General features: G+C 71.3%; 16 protein-coding genes. 12 read left to right on the forward strand and 4 right to left on the reverse strand.

Annotated features, from left to right (window positions below):
- Nucleotides 1-106: 106 nt before the first annotated feature.
- From KKR01S_RS04375 to KKR01S_RS04390, 4 genes are all read left to right on the forward strand, one after another.
- Nucleotides 107-1,411, forward strand: a complete 1,305-nt coding sequence (locus KKR01S_RS04375) for an MFS transporter (RefSeq protein ID WP_061225378.1) — start codon at nt 107-109, stop codon at nt 1,409-1,411.
- A 33-nt stretch (nt 1,412-1,444) separates the two neighbouring features.
- Nucleotides 1,445-2,500 carry an NAD(P)-dependent alcohol dehydrogenase gene (locus KKR01S_RS04380; protein WP_224799786.1) on the forward strand — a complete coding sequence of 352 codons (1,056 nt, stop codon included), beginning with the start codon at nt 1,445-1,447 and terminating at the stop codon, nt 2,498-2,500.
- A 34-nt stretch (nt 2,501-2,534) separates the two neighbouring features.
- Nucleotides 2,535-3,365: an AraC family transcriptional regulator gene (locus tag KKR01S_RS04385; protein ID WP_133143317.1), complete on the forward strand. Its 831-nt coding sequence runs from the start codon at nt 2,535-2,537 to the stop codon at nt 3,363-3,365.
- 353 nt (nt 3,366-3,718) lie between these two features.
- Nucleotides 3,719-4,792: a 2,3-butanediol dehydrogenase gene (locus KKR01S_RS04390; RefSeq protein WP_058731058.1), complete on the forward strand. Its 1,074-nt coding sequence runs from the start codon at nt 3,719-3,721 to the stop codon at nt 4,790-4,792.
- Nucleotide 4,793: 1 nt separating this feature from the next.
- Here KKR01S_RS04390 and KKR01S_RS04395 read toward each other — a convergent pair whose 3' ends face one another.
- Nucleotides 4,794-5,204, reverse strand: coding sequence for a VanZ family protein (locus tag KKR01S_RS04395; protein WP_058731059.1), 411 nt, complete (start codon nt 5,202-5,204; stop codon nt 4,794-4,796).
- Nucleotides 5,205-5,281: 77 nt separating this feature from the next.
- On the opposite strand from KKR01S_RS04395, the gene KKR01S_RS11460 reads away from it, so the two are divergent.
- The gene (locus KKR01S_RS11460; RefSeq protein ID WP_260006706.1) at nt 5,282-5,410 is read left to right on the forward strand and encodes a putative antibiotic biosynthesis monooxygenase; all 129 of its coding nucleotides are present in this window, start codon (nt 5,282-5,284) and stop codon (nt 5,408-5,410) included.
- Nucleotides 5,411-5,887: a putative antibiotic biosynthesis monooxygenase gene (locus tag KKR01S_RS04400; protein WP_058731060.1), complete on the forward strand. Its 477-nt coding sequence runs from the start codon at nt 5,411-5,413 to the stop codon at nt 5,885-5,887.
- A 35-nt stretch (nt 5,888-5,922) separates the two neighbouring features.
- Here KKR01S_RS04400 and KKR01S_RS04405 read toward each other — a convergent pair whose 3' ends face one another.
- The 3 genes from KKR01S_RS04405 to KKR01S_RS04415 all read right to left on the reverse strand — a co-directional run bounded on the left by KKR01S_RS04405 (nt 5,923) and on the right by KKR01S_RS04415 (nt 8,974).
- A complete protein-coding gene (locus KKR01S_RS04405) occupies nt 5,923-7,428 on the reverse strand; it encodes a tripartite tricarboxylate transporter permease (RefSeq protein ID WP_061225379.1) in 1,506 nt (501 codons plus the stop codon).
- Nucleotides 7,428-7,931: a tripartite tricarboxylate transporter TctB family protein gene (locus KKR01S_RS04410; RefSeq protein WP_061225380.1), complete on the reverse strand. Its 504-nt coding sequence runs from the start codon at nt 7,929-7,931 to the stop codon at nt 7,428-7,430. The genes KKR01S_RS04405 and KKR01S_RS04410 overlap by 1 nt, the downstream gene beginning before the upstream one ends.
- 74 nt (nt 7,932-8,005) lie before the next feature.
- Complete coding sequence (locus KKR01S_RS04415) at nt 8,006-8,974, reverse strand: tripartite tricarboxylate transporter substrate binding protein (RefSeq protein ID WP_174520370.1); 969 nt, start codon at nt 8,972-8,974, stop codon at nt 8,006-8,008.
- A 297-nt stretch (nt 8,975-9,271) separates the two neighbouring features.
- On the opposite strand from KKR01S_RS04415, the gene KKR01S_RS04420 reads away from it, so the two are divergent.
- The 6 genes from KKR01S_RS04420 to brnQ all read left to right on the forward strand — a co-directional run bounded on the left by KKR01S_RS04420 (nt 9,272) and on the right by brnQ (nt 16,317).
- Entirely contained in the window at nt 9,272-9,634 is a 363-nt protein-coding gene (locus KKR01S_RS04420; RefSeq protein ID WP_061225381.1) for a universal stress protein, read from the forward strand.
- A gap of 30 nt (nt 9,635-9,664) precedes the next feature.
- On the forward strand, nt 9,665-10,141 hold the full coding sequence (locus KKR01S_RS04425) for an acyl-CoA thioesterase (RefSeq protein ID WP_081101552.1): 477 nt from the start codon (nt 9,665-9,667) through the stop codon (nt 10,139-10,141).
- A gap of 61 nt (nt 10,142-10,202) precedes the next feature.
- On the forward strand, nt 10,203-11,537 hold the full coding sequence (locus tag KKR01S_RS04430; protein WP_061225382.1) for an ATP-binding protein: 1,335 nt from the start codon (nt 10,203-10,205) through the stop codon (nt 11,535-11,537).
- 147 nt (nt 11,538-11,684) lie between these two features.
- A complete protein-coding gene (locus tag KKR01S_RS04435; RefSeq protein WP_058743435.1) occupies nt 11,685-13,073 on the forward strand; it encodes an MFS transporter in 1,389 nt (462 codons plus the stop codon).
- A gap of 142 nt (nt 13,074-13,215) precedes the next feature.
- Nucleotides 13,216-14,742, forward strand: a complete 1,527-nt coding sequence (locus KKR01S_RS04440; protein WP_081101553.1) for an amidohydrolase — start codon at nt 13,216-13,218, stop codon at nt 14,740-14,742.
- Between the two features lie 171 nt (nt 14,743-14,913).
- Nucleotides 14,914-16,317: a branched-chain amino acid transport system II carrier protein gene (gene brnQ, locus KKR01S_RS04445; RefSeq protein WP_061225383.1), complete on the forward strand. Its 1,404-nt coding sequence runs from the start codon at nt 14,914-14,916 to the stop codon at nt 16,315-16,317.
- The last annotated feature ends 263 nt before the right edge of the window (nt 16,318-16,580 follow it).

The raw sequence follows: 16,580 nt of genomic DNA on the forward strand, positions 1-16,580 counted from the left end.
CCGCTGTCGAGGTCCGTGCACCGCTGCGACACTGGTCACTGACAGAGCCCCGGAGCGTTCGAGACGCCTCCTCAAGGGGCGAGAACCGCACGAAGGAGTGCTGCCGATGATCCTGGGTATGCCCAAGCGCCTGGTCTGGGGGTATATCGCCCTGGCCGTGTTCATGGCCGGTGATGGCTTCGACCTGACCTTCCTCTCCCGCTACCTCGTGACCCAGCACGGGTTCACCAGCACCCAAGCGGGTCTGTGCTTCACGGTCTACGGGCTCGTCGTCGCCTTCTCCGCTTGGACCACGGGAGTGCTCGCGGAGACCTTCGGGGCCAAGCGGCTCATGCTGCTGGGCGGAATCCTCTGGATCGGATTGCACGTCCTCTTCCTGACCGTCGGGCTGATCTCCCCCGTCACCGCGATCCTCACCTACGGCGCTCGCGGGATCGCGTACCCGCTGTTCATGTACAGCTTCGTGGTGCTGATCGCCCAGTCGGTCGATCCGGGGCGCCTCGCCTCCGCGATGGGCTGGTTCTGGGCCGCGTTCTCCGTCGGGCTGGGATCTCTGGGGGCGTTCATCCCCACCCTGACCATCCCGCATCTGGGGGAGACCGGGACCCTCTGGCTGGCCCCGGTGCTCGTCGGCGTCGGCACGCTGATGTGCCTCTTCCTGGTCCCGAAGGCTCCGCCGGAGGAGCGCACCGCAGAACGGCTCGAGGGTGCCGACCGGGCCAGAGAGCTGCTGCGTGGCGTCACCATCCTCGTGGAGAACCGGCAGATCCTGCTCAGCGTCATCATCCGCATCCTGTGCAACCTGACCCTCTACGGCTTCCCGATGATGATGCCGCTGTATCTCACCGGGCAGCTCGACGATTCCCAGCCATGGTTCCAGCAGACCGAATGGATGACTCTGTGGGCGGTCATGAACACCATCACCATCGTCGCGAACATCGTCTGGGGCCGGTTGGGAGACCGCTACGGGTGGATGCGGCAGATGCGGTGGTTCGGCTTCGGCGGGATGGCATTGTCGGCTTTCGCCTTCGGATACTTCCCCCATCTGTTCGGCGCCAACTACGCGATGATGCTCATCGCCGCCGTCATCTTCGCCTGCTCCGTGACCGCGTTCGTCCCGATGGGGGCGATCTTCCCCGCGTTGGCCCCGCAGCACCGGGGTGCCGCGATCTCGGCGCACAATCTGGCCTCGGGTCTGACCACCTTCATCGGCCCGGGGATCGCCACGGCCCTGCTTCCCCTGATCGGCTCCCTCGGGGTCATCTGGGTGTACATCCTGCTGTTCCTGTCCGGCATCGTCATCACCTTCTTCATCCGCCCGCCCCAGCCCGGCATCACGGACGAGAATGGACGCATGCTCCCCGCCGGGCAGCGACGTCGAGCCCGCGCCGGAACCTCGCTGGCGCACTAGCCAACCGCAATCGAGGAGAGAAGGAGACAGATCATGTCCGAGACCATGAAGGCCGTCGTGCTCCAGGAGAAGGGGCGCATCACCATCGACGACATCCCCCGCCCCGGTGCCCCCGGGCCCGGTGAGGTGAAGATCGCGGTGCACACGGTCGGCATCTGCGGATCCGACGTCCACTACTACACGCACGGACGGATCGGGCAGTTCGTCCTCGAGCAGCCCATGATCCTGGGTCACGAGGCCTCCGGGACGGTGCTGGAGGTCGGCGACGGCGTCGAGCACCTGAGCCCCGGGGATCGGGTTGCGATGGAGCCGGGCATCCCGAATCCGCGCTCGCGGGCCTCGCGGGAAGGACGGTACAACGTGGACCCGGACGTGCGCTTCTGGGCCACCCCGCCGGTGGACGGCTGCCTGACCGAGGAGGTCACCCACCCCGCCGAGTACACCTACCGGCTTCCGGACTCCCTGAGCTACGCCGAGGGCGCGCTGATCGAGCCCTTCGCGGTCGGCATGCAGGCCGCGACCAAGGCCCGGCTGGCCCCCGGCGACGTCGCGGCGGTCGTCGGGGCGGGCACCATCGGCATCGTCACCGCGATGGCGGCCCTGGCCGGCGGCGCCAGCCGGGTCTACGTCTCGGACATCGCCCCGGAGAAGCTGGAGAAGCTGGCCGGTCTGGACGGCATCGTGCCCGTGGACGTCAGCCGGGAGGATCTGGCGCAGCGGGTCGCCGCAGACACGGACGGGTGGGGCGCCCAGGCGGTCTTCGAAGCATCCGGGGCGGGTGCCGCCTACGGCTTCGTCGCCGACGTCGCGGCCCCGGGCGGGGTTGTCGTGTGCGTGGGCATGCCCACCGGCCCCGTGCAGTTCGACGTCGTGGCCGCGCAGGCCAAGGAGCTGCGGATCGAGACGATCTTCCGCTACGCCAACGTGTACCGGAAGGCCATCGACCTGGCGGCCGGGGACACCGTGGACCTGGCCCGGCTGGTCACCGAGACCCTCCCGCTGGAGCGCTCCGTGGAGGTCTTCGACCGGGGTGCTGAGGCCCGCCCGACCGACACCAAGCTGCAGATCCGGGTGGATGGCTCCCGCTGACGGCGCCCACCCGGCGGAGCGGGAGCTGGTGGCCATGGACACCAGCAGCATCTTCCGGTGGTTCAGCCATGGATTCCCCCATCCACTGGCTCGCTGGCACCACCATCCCGAGATCGAGATCCACCTGATCCGGGATTCGCATGGAGCGGCCCATATCGGCCGCTCCGTGCGGGTGTTCGGACCGGGAAGCCTCTACCTGCTCGGGGCGGATCTCCCCCACAACTGGGTCTCCGTTCTCGAGGATCGTCGCGAGGTTCCCGGTCGGGACGTTCTCGTGCACGCTGACCCTCAGCTGCTGGCTCAGGCTGAGGAGCTTCTGCCGGAGCTGACGGGGCTGCATGCCTTGCTGGAGACGGCTCGTGCCGGGATCGAGTTCACGGGAGGCACCCGGGTGAAGGCCACGAAGGCTCTGACGGCCATGGGCGGATCCACCGGGCCGCTCCGCCTCGCTCTGGGGATCGAGCTGCTCGGCATCCTCATGGCTGCTCCGCCCGAAGAGCGAGAGATCGTCGATCCGGAGGCTCCTGCGGAGGCTGGCCCTCGCGGCGGGGAGGACTTCGACCGGGCCCTGGAATTCCTCCATCGCAATCTGCGTCGTGAGGTCCGGCTGGAGGATCTGGCCCGTGAGCTCGGCATGTCCACCTCGGCCGCCTCTCGGATGCTGACCCGGGCGACGACCGTGGGATTCTCCCGGCTGATGAGCCGCATGAGGGTCACGGAGGCGTGCCGACTGCTGCGCAGCACGCGACTGAGCGTGGTGGACGTGTGCTGGGCGTCCGGATTCCGCAACCTGTCCAACTTCAACCGGCGCTTTCGCGAGGAGACCGGCACGACGCCGTCGGCCTACCGCCGGTCGCTGGGGTGATGCGGCGTCTGTCGTCAGCCCTCCGATGCGCGGCATGTCACGGTCAGTGCAGGATGTCGCGAACGGTTCGGGGCATCCTGCACTCAGCGTGACAGAGGCCAGTGACACGGCGCGGGTCGGCAGGATTCTGTGCCGCCAGTGTCTTCCGGGACTGGATCGTGCAGTGTGAGCCGGATGATCCGGCTCGGGATGCACGATCCGGTCCGCGGAGGCACGGTACTCCGCGGACGCCGGGTGGGGCACCGTGCGGGCCGGCCCCGCGGCGCAACACCGGTGTCATCCGGGCCCGGCGGATCCGCGGCCGGACTAGCGTGGGAGGTGCTGAACAGGATCCGTCACGAAGGAGTGCACCGATGCGCGCAGCCCGCTACCACGACAACCACGACATCCGCATCGAGGAGATCGATGCGCCGACGCCCGCCGCGGGGGAGGTGCTGATCGACGTCGCCTGGTGCGGGATCTGCGGCACCGACCTGCACGAGTACCTCGACGGCCCGATCTTCGTGCCCCCGCACGGGCACCCGCACCCCATCTCCGGGGAGTCCGCCCCCGTGACCCTCGGACACGAGATGTCCGGCACCGTCGCGGCCCTCGGCGAGGGCGTGGACGATCTCGAGGTCGGCCAGCACGTGGTCGTGGAGCCCTACATCATCCGCGAGGAGGACGAGGACCAGCCGAACTACCACCTGAGCCCGGACATGAACTTCATCGGGCTGGGCGGTCGCGGCGGCGGCCTGGCGGAGCAGATCTCCGTCAAGCGGCACTGGGTCCACCCCGTCTCCGCCGACGTCCCGCTGGACGAGGCCGCGCTGATCGAGCCGCTGTCCGTGGCCCACCACGCCTACGTGCGCTCCGGTGCGAAGGCCGGGGACGTCGCGATCATCGGCGGGGCCGGGCCCATCGGCGTGCTCACCGCGGCGGTGCTGAAGGCCGAGGGGCTCACCGTGATCATCTCGGAGCTGTCCGAGCTGCGGCGGAAGAAGGCCCTGGACGCCGGGGTCGCCGACCACGCCTTCAGCCCCAAGGAGGTCGACGTCGTCGAGGAGGTCCGCAGGCTCACCGACGGCAAGGGGGCTGATGTGGGCTTCGAGTGCACGTCGGTGGACGTGGTGCTGGACATGCTGCTCGACGCCGTGCGGCCCACCGGCGTGATCGTCAACGTCTCGATCTGGGGGCACAAGCCCGCGGTGGACATGCACAAGCTGGTCATGAAGGAGATCGACCTGCGCGGCACCATCGGCTACTGCAGCGACCACCCGGACACCATCGCCCTGGTGGAGCAGGGGAAGGTGGACCTCAAGCCGTTCATCACCGGGAAGATCGGGCTGGACGACCTGGTGGACAAGGGCTTCGACACCCTCATCAACCACAACGAGACCGCCGTGAAGATCCTCGTCTCCCCGACGGGCAAGGGTCTGGAGGACTGATTCAGGCGGGCCGGCGCCGCAGGATCGCGGTGCCGGCCAGCAGGCCGAGGCTCAGCCCGACGACGTCGGCCAGGGCATCCAGCGGGTCCGCGGAACGGTGCGGCAGCAGGGTGCCCTGGATGACCTCGGAGAGCACGGCGTGGGCGGCGAAGACGACGGCGAGCAGCCGCCAGCGCACCCCGGCCGCCCGGAGGAACAGCGCGGGCAGGGCGAACATGCCCAGGTGCGCGAGCTTGTCCATCCCCGGCAGGTCCAGCAGGCCGTCGGGTCCGTCGGGCTGGGCCGGGGCGTAGAGGCCGTAGAGCTGCACCAGCAGGAACGCCGCGCCCAGGGCGAGCAGGATCCAGCGCCCCGCCCCGGAGGCGGGACGGGCGGCAGGTTCGGCGGAGGACTCGGGGCGCGCGGGTTTCACGCCCCCGATCCTACGGGCCCGGGCACCGGCGCCCCGCCGCTCCAGATCCGAAACATCCGGGTCATACACTGTGGCCCATGAGCCTTCCCGTCACCGTGCAGATCACCCGCGACGTCGATCCCGGGGCCGTCACCGAAGTGGAGGACTGGGTGGCCCGCGGCCAGTCCATCGTCGCGGGCTTCCCCGGATACCTCGGCTCCGGCTGAGTGCGCGCCCACGAGGACTCCACCGTCTGGCACATGCTGCTGCGCTTCTCCTCCGAGGACACCCTGCGCACCTGGGCGGACTCCCCGCAGCGGCAGGCGTGGATGGCGGAGTTCCACAGCCACGTCCGCGAGTTCCGCCACGTCAAGCGCACCGGCATCGAGGGGTGGTTCGACACCCCGCAGGACGAGGCCGAGCCGGACGTGGTCCCGCCGCGGTGGAAGCAGGCCATCGTCATCTTCACCGGCTTCTACCCGGTCTCCGCCCTGGCCAACGACATCGTCGGGCACGTGGTGCCGCAGGCGCCGTTCCTGGTGAAGATCCTCCTGGTGATCCTCCTGGCCACCCCCACGATGGTGTACTGGGTGCTGCCGTGGACCACGCGCCTGTACCAGTCGTGGCTGAACCGGCCCCGTCGCACCCGACGCCGGCCCCGCCGGCCCCGCTCTCGGGACGCCGAGGGCTCCCCGGAAGGCTGACCCCGGGACCTCAGGAACCCCGAGCCAGAGCCGGCTCAGGTGTCCCGGCGGGTCCGGGAGGTCACCTTCGAGCGCACGGTCAGCGCCAGCACCACCAGCAGCACGGCGTACATCCCGAGGGCGATGGGGCTGTCCACCAGCACGCCCGCGTTCCCGTCGGAGGAGATCAGGGCGTCGCGCAGGTTGGTCTCCGCCAGCGGGCCCAGCACCATGCCGATGACCAGGGGCGCCAGCGGGTAGCCGTGCAGGCGCATCAGGAACCCCAGGACCCCGACCCCCAGCAGCATCAGCAGGTCGAAGACCTCGCCGCTGGTCGCGTAGATCCCCAGCGCGCAGAACACCGTGATCCCGGCGTACAGGTACGGCTTGGGGATCAGCAGCAGCTTGGCCCACACCATCGCGAAGGGCAGGTTGATGATCAGCAGCACGACCATCGCGACGAAGAAGCTCGCCAGCAGCGCCCACACCAGGTCCGGGGAGCGCTCGAACAGCAGCGGACCCGGCTGCAGCCCGTACTGGCGGAAGGCCGCCAGCATGATCGCGGCCGTCGCGGAGATCGGCAGGCCCAGGGCCAGCAGCGCCCCCATCGCCATGCCCGTGGTGGAGTTGCCCGCCGCCTCCGGGGCCGCCAGCCCGCGGATCGCGCCCCGGCCGAACTGCGGGCGTCGTCGACGTCGGTCCAGGCGCCGCTCCACCCCGTAGGCCAGGAACGTGGGGATGTCCGCACCACCCGCGGGGATGACCCCGAAGGGCAGGCCGATCAGGGTGCCGCGCGCCCAGGCCGGGGCGGCCTCGCGCATCTCCTTCCGGGACAGCCAGGGCCGCCCCGTGGAGTTCACCATCTTCCCCGCTCGTGCGAAGCGATCCACCACCGCGCAGTGGATGACCTCCCCCAGGGCGAGGACCGCCACCGTCACCGTCACGAGTGAGATCCCGTCGAACAGGTACGGGGAGTCCATGGTGAACCGGGGCACGCCGGTCACGGCGTCCACCCCGACGACGGCGATGCCCAGCCCCAGCAGCAGCGACAGCAGGCCCTTCACCGCCGAGTCGGTGACCACCGAGGAGGTCGCGACGAACGCGAACAGGGCCAGGGCGAAGTACTCGGCCGGCCCGAAGCTCGCGGACAGGTCCGCCAGCCACGGGGCCAGGAACACCACGGCCACCGAGGAGACGAAGCCGCCGATGAACGCGCCGATCGCGGCCGTGGCCAGGGCCTGGGCGGCCCGCCCGTTCAGCGCCATCTTGTGGCCCTCGAAGGTCGAGGCGATCGCGGAGGCCTGCCCCGGGGTGTTCATGAGGATGCCCATCGTGGAATCCCCGAACAGCCCGCCGAAGTACACCCCGGAGAACATGATGAACGCGGCCGTGGGCTCCAGGGCGAAGGTCACCGGCAGCAGCAGGGCCACCGCCATCGAGGACCCCAGCCCGGGCATCACCCCGACGGCGGTGCCCAGCAGACAGCCCAGCACCACCCAGAACAGGTTCTGCCAGGTCAGCGCCCCGGCGAAGCCCTCCGCGAGCAGCGAGATCGCATCCATCAGAAACCGCCTCCCAGAATCCCGGAGGGCAGGTTCAGCCCCAGGACCATGTCGAACAGGATGTATGCCAGGGAGCTGACCGTGAGACCCGCCACCAGGCTCACCAGGTCGCGACGGGCCCCGAAGCCGCGGGCCACCGCCCAGAACAGCAGCCCGCCGCCGATCACCCAGCCGAGGGTCTCCAGCAACAAGGCGAAGATCAGGAAGCCGCCCACCACCCAGGCCAGCGAGGCCCAGGAGAAGCCGGGGGCGGCCGGGGGCTCGCCCTCACCTGCCGTCACGGCCCCGGCAGCGGCATCCGCGTCGTCGTCGTCGGCCTCCGTGGCGGGCCGGGTGCGGGAGCGCACGATCCGCACCACCTCGGCCATCGTCAGCACCAGGATTCCGACGGCGATGACCAGGGGGAAGAACCGCGGTCCAGGGAAGGCCGTCGAGTCGGGGACCTCCATGGCCGCGCAGCCGATCAGCAGGTACGTCGCGACGGCTGCGAGAACGGCCGGCATGATCAGCTCCTGGGCCCATCGCGGCCGGGTCTCCGTGGACCGCGACCGGGGTGCGCGCGTGCTCGATGCGGTGCTCACAGTCCCAGCTCCTCGTACAGCTCGCCGATCCGCCGCTTCTCCCGGTCCAGGAAGTCCGTCAGCTCCTGACCGGTCACCACGTTCTCGTTCCAGTGGTAGCGCGTGATCGCCTCCCGCCACTGCGGGGTCGCGATGGTCTCCTCGATGATCTCCAGCAGCCCCGAACGGTCCTCGTCGGTGATGCCGCCGGGGGCCACCAGCAGCCGCCAGTTCGCCAGGGTCACGTCGTAGCCCTGCTCCACGGTGGTCGGCAGGTCGATGCCCTCGGGGCGTTCCTTCGCGACCAGCGCCAGGGCCCGTAGGCGCCCGGATTCGATCTGGTCGATGGAGTCCGGGTAGCCGCTGGCCGCGGCGGTGGCGGTGCCGTTCATCAGGGCCGCCGCGGATTCCCCGCCGCCGTCGGAGTTCACGTAGATCATGGTCTGCGGGTCGATGCCCGCGGCCATCGCCAGCTCGGCGATCACCAGCTGGTCGAAGGAGCCGCCGCCGGTCCACGGGATGGAGCGCGGGTCCGCCTTCCAGGCGTCCATCAGCTGCCCCAGGGTGCGGAACTCGGAGTCCCCGGGCACCACGACGACGTCGTACTCCTCCACGGTGATGGCCAGCGGGTTCACGTCCGCATAGGTCGCGGCGGAGCCGTACTTGATGGTCGCCGCCAGCTGCCCGGTGCCGCCGACCATGAGGTTGCCGGGCTGGCCCTCCAGCACGGAGAGGTTGCCCAGGGCGATGGTCCCGCCGGCCCCCGGCATGTTGACCACCTGGGTGTTGTTCACGATGCCCTCGGCGCGCTGGGCCTGCTGCATCTCCCGCGCCACGGTGTCCCAGCCGCCGCCGGCCGCGGCCGGGGCGATGATCGTCAGGGCCGAGCGCAGGTCCCGGCCCGCCGAGGCCGAGCTGATGGAGCCGTAGGAGGCGGTGCCGATAGCGGCCAGGGCGATGACCCCGCCCAGGCCCCAGCGCAGCACCGAGCGGCGGGTGGGGCCGGCTTCCGACGCCGCGGCGTCCGGCGCTTCGGGCGCAGGGCCGGAGCCGGGACCGGTCGGACCGGCATCGGGGGCTGCGGGGTCGTACGGGTCGGATCCCCACGGGGTCTGCTGGTCGCGGTCGGATGCCACGGGGAGCCTCCTGGGCGGTGGGCGATCGATGGGTGTCGAGCACGGGTCCCGGGCTCGACGGCGAGTGTGATTCACCCTACAGTGAGGGGACGGCGCCCCGCCAACCGGGGCACCGCAGAGCCCGTGACGCACCGAGGAGACCCATCCGTGAGCATCATCCTGGCCCACACCGACACCCCCGCCGGGCGCGCCGCCCGCGAGTTCGCCGTGCGGGAGGCCCAGCGGCGCGACGCCGACCTGATCCTGTTCTCGGTGGACGATGCCGAGCCGGACCCGCGGGCCCCCGAGCTGACCGGGCTGGACCCGGATCGGGTGCGCGTGCAGCGGCCGGATCCGCGCAGCCGCAGCGCCGTCGGAGACCTCGTGGATGCGACCGGTGATGAGGACGTGGAGGCGGTGGTCGTCGGGGTGCGCCGGCGCAGCCCCGTCGGGAAGATCCTGCTGGGCTCCGCGGCCCAGCAGATCATCCTCGAGGCGGAGTGTCCGGTCATCACCGTCAAACCTGAATGATCCCGTGGTGCGCGGCCTACAGTGGGATGTATGGCCGAATACCCGATCTCCCCGAACACCGCCGAGCTGTCCGTGGTGGACGACGGCATGAACTTCCACACCCGCAAGTGGGTCAAGCCGGAGGACCTCAACGCGCACGGCACCCTCTTCGGCGGCTCCCTGCTGCGCTGGATCGACGAGGAGGCCGCGATCTACGCGATCCTGCAGACCGGCAACCGGCGCGCGGTGACCAAGCTGATCTCCGAGATCAACTTCGTCTCCTCCGCGGTGCAGGGGGACATGATCGAGATGGGGCTGAAGGCCACCCGCTTCGGGCGGACCTCGGTGACCATGCGCTGCGAGGTCCGCAACATGCTGACCCGCCGGCTGATCCTGTCCATCGAGAAGATCGTGTTCGTCTCCGTGGATGAGAACGGCCGCCCCGTGCCCCACGGGTACACGGACATCACCTACAGGCGCGACCGCATCCCGACGCGCCCGCAGAACTCTGACTGGGAGAACGACTGACCCCCACAGTGGGACAATGGGACTGACAGCACATCGCGCCGAACCACGGAAGGTGAGCCAGATGCCCAGCAGCGCCGCTGACGCCCAGACCCTGCACACCCGGTTCGAGGAGCAGCTCGCCCTGCCCTCCCCGGATCCCGACGCGGCCGAGAGGCTGCTGGACGAGGCGCGCACCCAGCTGGGGGAGCGCGACCCGTTCACCGTGCAGGTGGCCTCCTACCGCGCCACGGCCCTGGCCGCCGGCGGCCAGGTCGACCGGGCCCTGGAGCTGTTCGACGAGCTCATCCGGCAGACCTCGGCCGCATCGGATGAGTCATCAGCCGCCCAGCGCAGCTTCCTGCTCCAGCAGAAGGCCGCCGTGCTCGAGTCCGCCGAGCGCGCCGACGAGGCCATCTCCGCCCTGCAGGAGACCGTGGCCAGCTGGGCCGCCGCCGGAGCGCGGTTCTCCGAGCAGCTGGCCGAAGCCCAGCTGCACCTGTCCCGCGTGCAGCTGCGCGCGGGACGCACCGGCGACGCCGCCGAGGGACTGACCCGGCTGCTGGGCGAGGCCGATCAGGTGCTCGGCCCCGACCACGCCCTGACCTTCGAGGCCCTGCGGCTGCGGGTGGTCGTGCTGTTCGCCGCCGGCCGCTTCGACGCCGGGGCCAAGGCCCTGCGTCGGCTGCTCGTGCGGGTGCACCACTACTACGGCGCGGACTCCGCCCAGGCCGCCGCCCTGCGCCGCAGCTTCGGCCAGGAGCTGGCCTACGCCTACGACCCGGCAGCCTCCCGGTCCGCCCTGGAGTCCCTGGTGGCGGACACCGAGCAGCGGCGCGGGGAACAGGACCCGCAGACCCTGCAGCTGCGCCGCCAGCTCGCCGGGCTCCTGGAGCGGCTGGGGCTGGTGGCCGAGGCCGAGGAGCAGCTGCACCGCGGGTGGGAGGACCTGGACGAGCTGCAGCGCACCGCCCTGACCCACGCCCACCTGATGATCCGGGATCAGCACGACGCCGCCCGGACCGAGTACCGGAAGCTGCTGGAGATGGTGGTCGCGGACCCCACCGAGGAGCACCGCGAGCTGCTCACCGAGGCCGCCCTGGCCCGGGGCCTGCCGGAGCAGGTCGAGGCGGAGCAGGACCCCCGCGGCCGGGTCTCCCGCGCCCATCGGGATGCCCACGATCGGCTGATCGAAGCCCTGGACGCCTACCGCGAGGCCGAGATCCTGGGGGACGAGGAGGAGATCGCGCTGGGGCTGTTCGCCGCCGACGAGCTGCGCTACGCCGGAGCGCTGGAGGCCTCCGTGCAGGAGCTGGAAGCGCTGCGCGAGCGGGCCGAGACCACCCTCGGCGCCGAGCACCCGCGGACCGAAGAGGTCGCCCAGACCCTCGACGCCGCCCGCGCCGGGATCCGCCTCTGAGCCCTCCTCTCAGGGAGTCCACCCCTCCCCGGCAGGAAAGCATTGCGAGCCTTTCGGGTTCCGGCGGAGGGGCATTAGGCTGGTCTGACCAGGGGCTTCGCCGCGTCGTCGGCCGCGCCCCACCGCCGCCCACGTCAGGACCTCCCCATGGCTTCGACCGCCGCCCACCAGCCCGCCCCGCCCGCGGCCGTCACCGGGAGGCGGCGTCGGCTCTCCATGCTCGTGGCTGCCTTCGGCACCGTCGTGGAGTGGTACGACTTCTCGATCTTCTTCTACGTCTCCACGAGCCTGTCCCGCGTCTTCTTCGGCCCGTATGAGGGATCCCTGCTGATGACCCTGGCCATCGGCTCGGTCGGCTTCCTCTTCCGTCCCATCGGCGCGATGGTCTTCGGGCACCTCGGGGACCGGATCGGCCGCAAATCCTCCCTGGTGATCTCCGCGAGCCTGATGGCCGTGGCGATGGCCGGCATCGCCCTCGTCCCCGGCCAGGAGACCTGGGGCGTTTGGGGCGCGGTCACCGTCATCGCCCTGCGCTGCCTGGCCGGCTTCTCCGTGGGTGCTGAGTACACCGGCATCATGGTCTTCCTCATGGAATCCGCGAAGGACGGCCGCCGCGGCTTCGCCGCCAGCTGGGCCGCGGCCAACAGCGAGGTCGGCTCCCTGCTGGCCGTGGGGCTGGGCACCGTCATGGCCGTGCAGCTGAGCCCCGAGGACCTGGACGGGTGGGGCTGGCGGGTGCTGTTCCTGATCGGCGGGGCGCTCGCGGCCCTGATGATCCCGCTGCGCCGGCTCATGGTGGAGACCGAGACCTTCGAGCACACCCAGCGCAGCACCGCACAGGCCGCCCGCTCCCCGCTGATCGCCGTGCTGCGCACCCACCCGAAGTCGGTGCTGCTGGCGTTCCTCATCTCCTCCATCGGGTCCGTGACGTACTTCCTGAACATCACCAACGTGCCCGCCTACCTGGAGGAGGCCGCGCACCTGGAGTCCGCGGGCTCCCTCGGCCTGGGCACCATCGCCGCCGTCGTCGCGATCGTCGTGACCCCGCTGATCGGGCTGGCCTCGGACCGGTTCGGACGGCGCGCGCTGCTGGCCGCGTTCGTCGCGATCATCGCGGTCAGCACCATCCCGGCCTACCTGATGCTCACCCACGCCGGCCCCGGTTCGGCCATGGTCGGCGTGGCCCTGCTCGCGGTGCCCGCCGCCGGGTGGTCCGCGATCGCCGCGGCCGCCGTCCCGGAGCAGTTCACCGCGGTGGGCCGGTTCTCCGGCATGGCCATCGGCTACAACCTCGCCACCGTCCTGTTCGGGGGCCTCTCCCCGTTCCTGGCCACGTGGCTGATGTCCGCCACCGGCTCCGCTCTGGCCCCGGCCGTGTACTCCACCGCCGTGGCCGTGCTCTTCGGGATCCCCGTGGTCGCGATGGTCCGGGACATGGCCGGGCGCCCCCTGGCCGAGCTGGATCAGGACCCGGAGCTGGAGCCGGGGGTCGAGCGGTCCGGGGGCGGCCGGCGGGTCACCCACCGGGGCGCCTGAGCCAGGACCGGGGCAGACGGCCCGGGTGCGGGTCGAAGACCTCCCGGGGCGTCCGTCGGCGTTCCGCATCCCCGCCGGCCCCGGGCCGGTGTGATCCCGGACGCACGGTATACGGGTGTGCGGCCCGTGTAGAACAGTAGGCATGAGCTCCACCGGACACCTCCTGCGCAGCCTTCGCGATCCTCGCACCGGAGAGACCCTGGACGCCCGGATCCGGGACGCCCGCGTGCGCCTGGCCCCGCCCGGTGCCCTCACCCCGGAACCGGGGGAGACGGTGCTGGACGCCGAGGGCCGCTGGCTGATCCCCGGCCTGTGGGACCGGCACGTGCACGTGGACCAGTGGGCCCAGGCCCGCACCCGCCTGGACCTCACCGCGGCCGACAGTGCCGAACAGGCCCTGCAGACCGTGCGCGCGCACCTCTCCCGCCGCGAGCGCGACGGGGACCTGGACCCCGGAGAGGCCCTGTTCGGCTTCGGCTACCGCTCCTCCGTGTGGCCGCGCCAGCCCACCGTGGCCGAGCTGGACGCCGTGACCGGGCCCCGCCCCGTCGTGCTGATCAGCGGGGACATGCACAACGGCTGGCTCAACACCGCCGCCCTGCGGCTGCTCGGCGCCCCCGACACCGACGGCGCCCTGTCCGAGAACCGCTGGTTCCCCCTGTACTCCCAGCTGGAGCGGCACATGCCGGACACCGCCCGACTCATCCCGCAGACGCTGCGCGATGCCGCCTCCCGCGGCGTGGTGGGCCTGGTGGACCTGGAATTCGCCGCCAACCACCGGGTCTGGCCCGAGCGCCTGGCCGCGGGGCTGAACCTGCTGCGCGTGCGCACCGGGGTGTACCAGGAGCACCTGGAGGAGGTCGTCGAGGCCGGGCTGCGCACCGGGGACCGGCTGTGCTCCCCGGAACAGGACCCGGAGGGGCTGCTGCGGATGGGGCCGCTGAAGATCATCTCCGACGGATCCCTGGGCACCCGCACCGCCCACTGCTGCTCCCCCTATCTGGGCTCCCCGGATCCCACCCGCCCCTCCGGGGTGCAGAACGAGAGTCCGCAGCGCCTGCGACGCCTGCTGGGCGCGGCCCACGAGGCGGGGCTTCAGGTGGCCCTGCACGCCATCGGCGACGCCGCCGTGCGCCACGCCCTGGACGCCTACGCCGCCACCGGGGCGCGCGGGTCCATCGAGCACGCCCAGCTGATGCGCCGGGAGGACCTGCCCCGCATGGCCGCTCTGGGGATCACCGCCAGCGTGCAGCCGGCGCACCTGCTGGATGACCGGGACGTCACCGACGTGCTGTGGGCGGATCGGGCCGAGCGCAGCTTCATGCTCGCCTCCATGCTGGCCGCGGGGATCCCGCTGGCCTTCGGCTCCGACGCGCCGGTCTCCCCGCTGGATCCCTGGCTGGAGATGGCCGCGGCCGTTCACCGCTCCGGGGACGCCCGTCCCGCCTGGCACCCGGAGGAGGCCATCGGCGCGCAGGCCGCGCTGCGGGCCTCGACCGGGGGCCGTCTGGTGCCGGCCGACGGCGACGTCGCGGACCTGGCCATCGTGGAGGACAACCCCCTGGCCCCGGCCGCGGACACCGCCGAGACCGGGGCGCGGCTGCGCGGGATGCGGGTCTGGGCCACCTTCCTGGCCGGTCGCCCCACCCACGGTCCGACGGCGTGCTGAGCCGTCCCGACGCCGCCCTCGTCTCCCGCGGGCCTCCCATCGGGTGGGACGCGCCCCGGCGCCCCTCGGCAGTGTTTCACATAGTGGTACGCGTGGCCGGAGAGTGAGGGCGAGGTCTAAGCTGGGGGCGCTCTCCACTCGCATCGTCAGGCTCACCGCCGGAGGACCCCCATGACCAACGCCCCCGAAGCGGCCCCCGGCCGCCCCCGCCGCACCGAACGCACCGGGGTGGTCATCGTCGTCGCGGCGATGATGCTGTTCTCCATGTTCTTCGGGGCGGGCAACCTCATCTTCCCGCCCATCCTCGGGGCGTCCTCCGGTGAGAGCTTCGTGCCCGCGGTGCTCGGCTTCCTCAGCTCCGGGGTGCTCCTGCCGGTGCTGGCCGTGCTGGCCATCGCCATCACCGGTCGGGACGTGCAGGACCTGGCCAGCCGCGGTGGGCGGATCTTCGGCGTGATCTTCCCGGTGCTGATCTACCTGTCCATCGGCGCCTTCTACGCCCTGCCGCGCACCGCCACGGTCAGCTTCTCCACCACCATCACCCCCAACTTCGGCTGGGACTCCTGGGGCGCCACCGCCCTCTTCTCCGCGGTTTTCTTCCTCATCACCCTCGCCCTGGCCTTCGACCCGCGCAACATCGTGGACGCCCTCGGCAAGTTCCTCACGCCCGCCCTGATCATCCTGCTGGTGAGCATGGTGGTCCTGGGCATCGCCAATCTGCACTCGGATCCCGGTGCCGCGACCGAGGAGTACGCCAGCCACCCCTATTCCGCCGGGTTCCTGGAGGGGTACCTGACCATGGACTCCCTCGCGGCCCTGGCCTTCGGCATCGTGGTGGTCTCCGCGCTGCGCCAGAAGGGCGTGCCCACCGGCCCCGCCCTGGTGCGCGGGGTCAGCCTGTCCGGGATCATCGCCGGGGCGCTGCTGGCCGTGGTGTACGTGGGCCTGGGGGTGATCGGGCACCGGATCCCCGACGCCGCCGGCTACCCGGACGGCGCCTCCCTGCTCTCCGCGGCGGCCGCCCAGACCATGGGTCGGCCCGGCGCGTGGGTCTTCGGTCTGATCGTCCTGCTGGCCTGCCTGACCACCTCGGTGGGTCTGCTGGGCGCCACCTCCGAGTTCTTCGCCAAGCTCGTGCCCGCGATCTCCTACCGCTGGTGGGCCGTCATCTTCACGATCATCGCGTTCCTGGTCTCCACGCTGGGGCTGAGCACCGTCATCGCGATCGCCGGGCCCATCGTCGGCTTCCTCTACCCGGCCGCGATCACCCTGATCTTCCTGACCCTGGTCGAGCCACTGCTGCGTCGTCGCCTGAACCTGACCTACGTGTTCTCCCTGACCGTGGCCATCATCTGGTCCGCCCTGATGAGCGCCGATTCCCTCGGCTGGGTCTCCTCCTGGATCGAGCCGCTGATCGGCTGGGCCCCGGGCTACGAGCAGGAGCTCGGCTGGTTCTTCCCCACCCTGGCCGCCGCGATCGTCGGCTACATCATCGACCTCTCCCGCGGAGCCAAGAAGGCCGTGCCCGTGGGCGGGGAGACCAAGGCCGAGGCCGAGGACCGCGTCCTGGGCTGAAGGCGGCAGCCACCACCTGGAGGAAAGCCCCATGCCATCCCCTGACCCTGCACGGGAGAACAGCGACCCGCTCCTCCGTCACCGGCTCCGAGGCTTCCCGCGAACGGGCGATCGAGGCCTCCGCAGATACCTACGACGCCCTCGTGAACCTGCTCCGCGCCCGGGTCGCCCGGCGCACCGAGAGCCAGGGCGGCGGGCACCGGGACCGGGCCCTGGCCTACCTCGCCGAGGAGATCGCCCCGCAGCTGGAGGACCTCGGGTTC

The organism is Rothia kristinae NBRC 15354 (assembly GCF_001570865.1).
Lineage (GTDB): Bacteria > Actinomycetota > Actinomycetes > Actinomycetales > Micrococcaceae > Rothia > Rothia kristinae.

Excerpts from the sequence above, each read along its gene's own strand:
- KKR01S_RS04425 (WP_081101552.1), top strand. The coding sequence starts at position 9,665 with ATGGCCGAATACCCGATCTCCCCGAACACCGCCGAGCTGTCCGTGGTG.
- KKR01S_RS04410 (WP_061225380.1), bottom strand. The coding sequence starts at position 7,931 with ATGCCGGCCGTTCTCGCAGCCGTCGCGACGTACCTGCTGATCGGCTGC.
- KKR01S_RS04435 (WP_058743435.1), top strand. The coding sequence starts at position 11,685 with ATGGCTTCGACCGCCGCCCACCAGCCCGCCCCGCCCGCGGCCGTCACC.
- KKR01S_RS04375 (WP_061225378.1), top strand. The coding sequence starts at position 107 with ATGATCCTGGGTATGCCCAAGCGCCTGGTCTGGGGGTATATCGCCCTG.
- KKR01S_RS04440 (WP_081101553.1), top strand. The coding sequence starts at position 13,216 with ATGAGCTCCACCGGACACCTCCTGCGCAGCCTTCGCGATCCTCGCACC.
- brnQ (WP_061225383.1), top strand. The coding sequence starts at position 14,914 with ATGACCAACGCCCCCGAAGCGGCCCCCGGCCGCCCCCGCCGCACCGAA.
- KKR01S_RS04390 (WP_058731058.1), top strand. The coding sequence starts at position 3,719 with ATGCGCGCAGCCCGCTACCACGACAACCACGACATCCGCATCGAGGAG.
- KKR01S_RS11460 (WP_260006706.1), top strand. The coding sequence starts at position 5,282 with ATGAGCCTTCCCGTCACCGTGCAGATCACCCGCGACGTCGATCCCGGG.
- KKR01S_RS04405 (WP_061225379.1), bottom strand. The coding sequence starts at position 7,428 with ATGGATGCGATCTCGCTGCTCGCGGAGGGCTTCGCCGGGGCGCTGACC.
- KKR01S_RS04380 (WP_224799786.1), top strand. The coding sequence starts at position 1,445 with ATGTCCGAGACCATGAAGGCCGTCGTGCTCCAGGAGAAGGGGCGCATC.
- KKR01S_RS04385 (WP_133143317.1), top strand. The coding sequence starts at position 2,535 with ATGGACACCAGCAGCATCTTCCGGTGGTTCAGCCATGGATTCCCCCAT.
- KKR01S_RS04430 (WP_061225382.1), top strand. The coding sequence starts at position 10,203 with ATGCCCAGCAGCGCCGCTGACGCCCAGACCCTGCACACCCGGTTCGAG.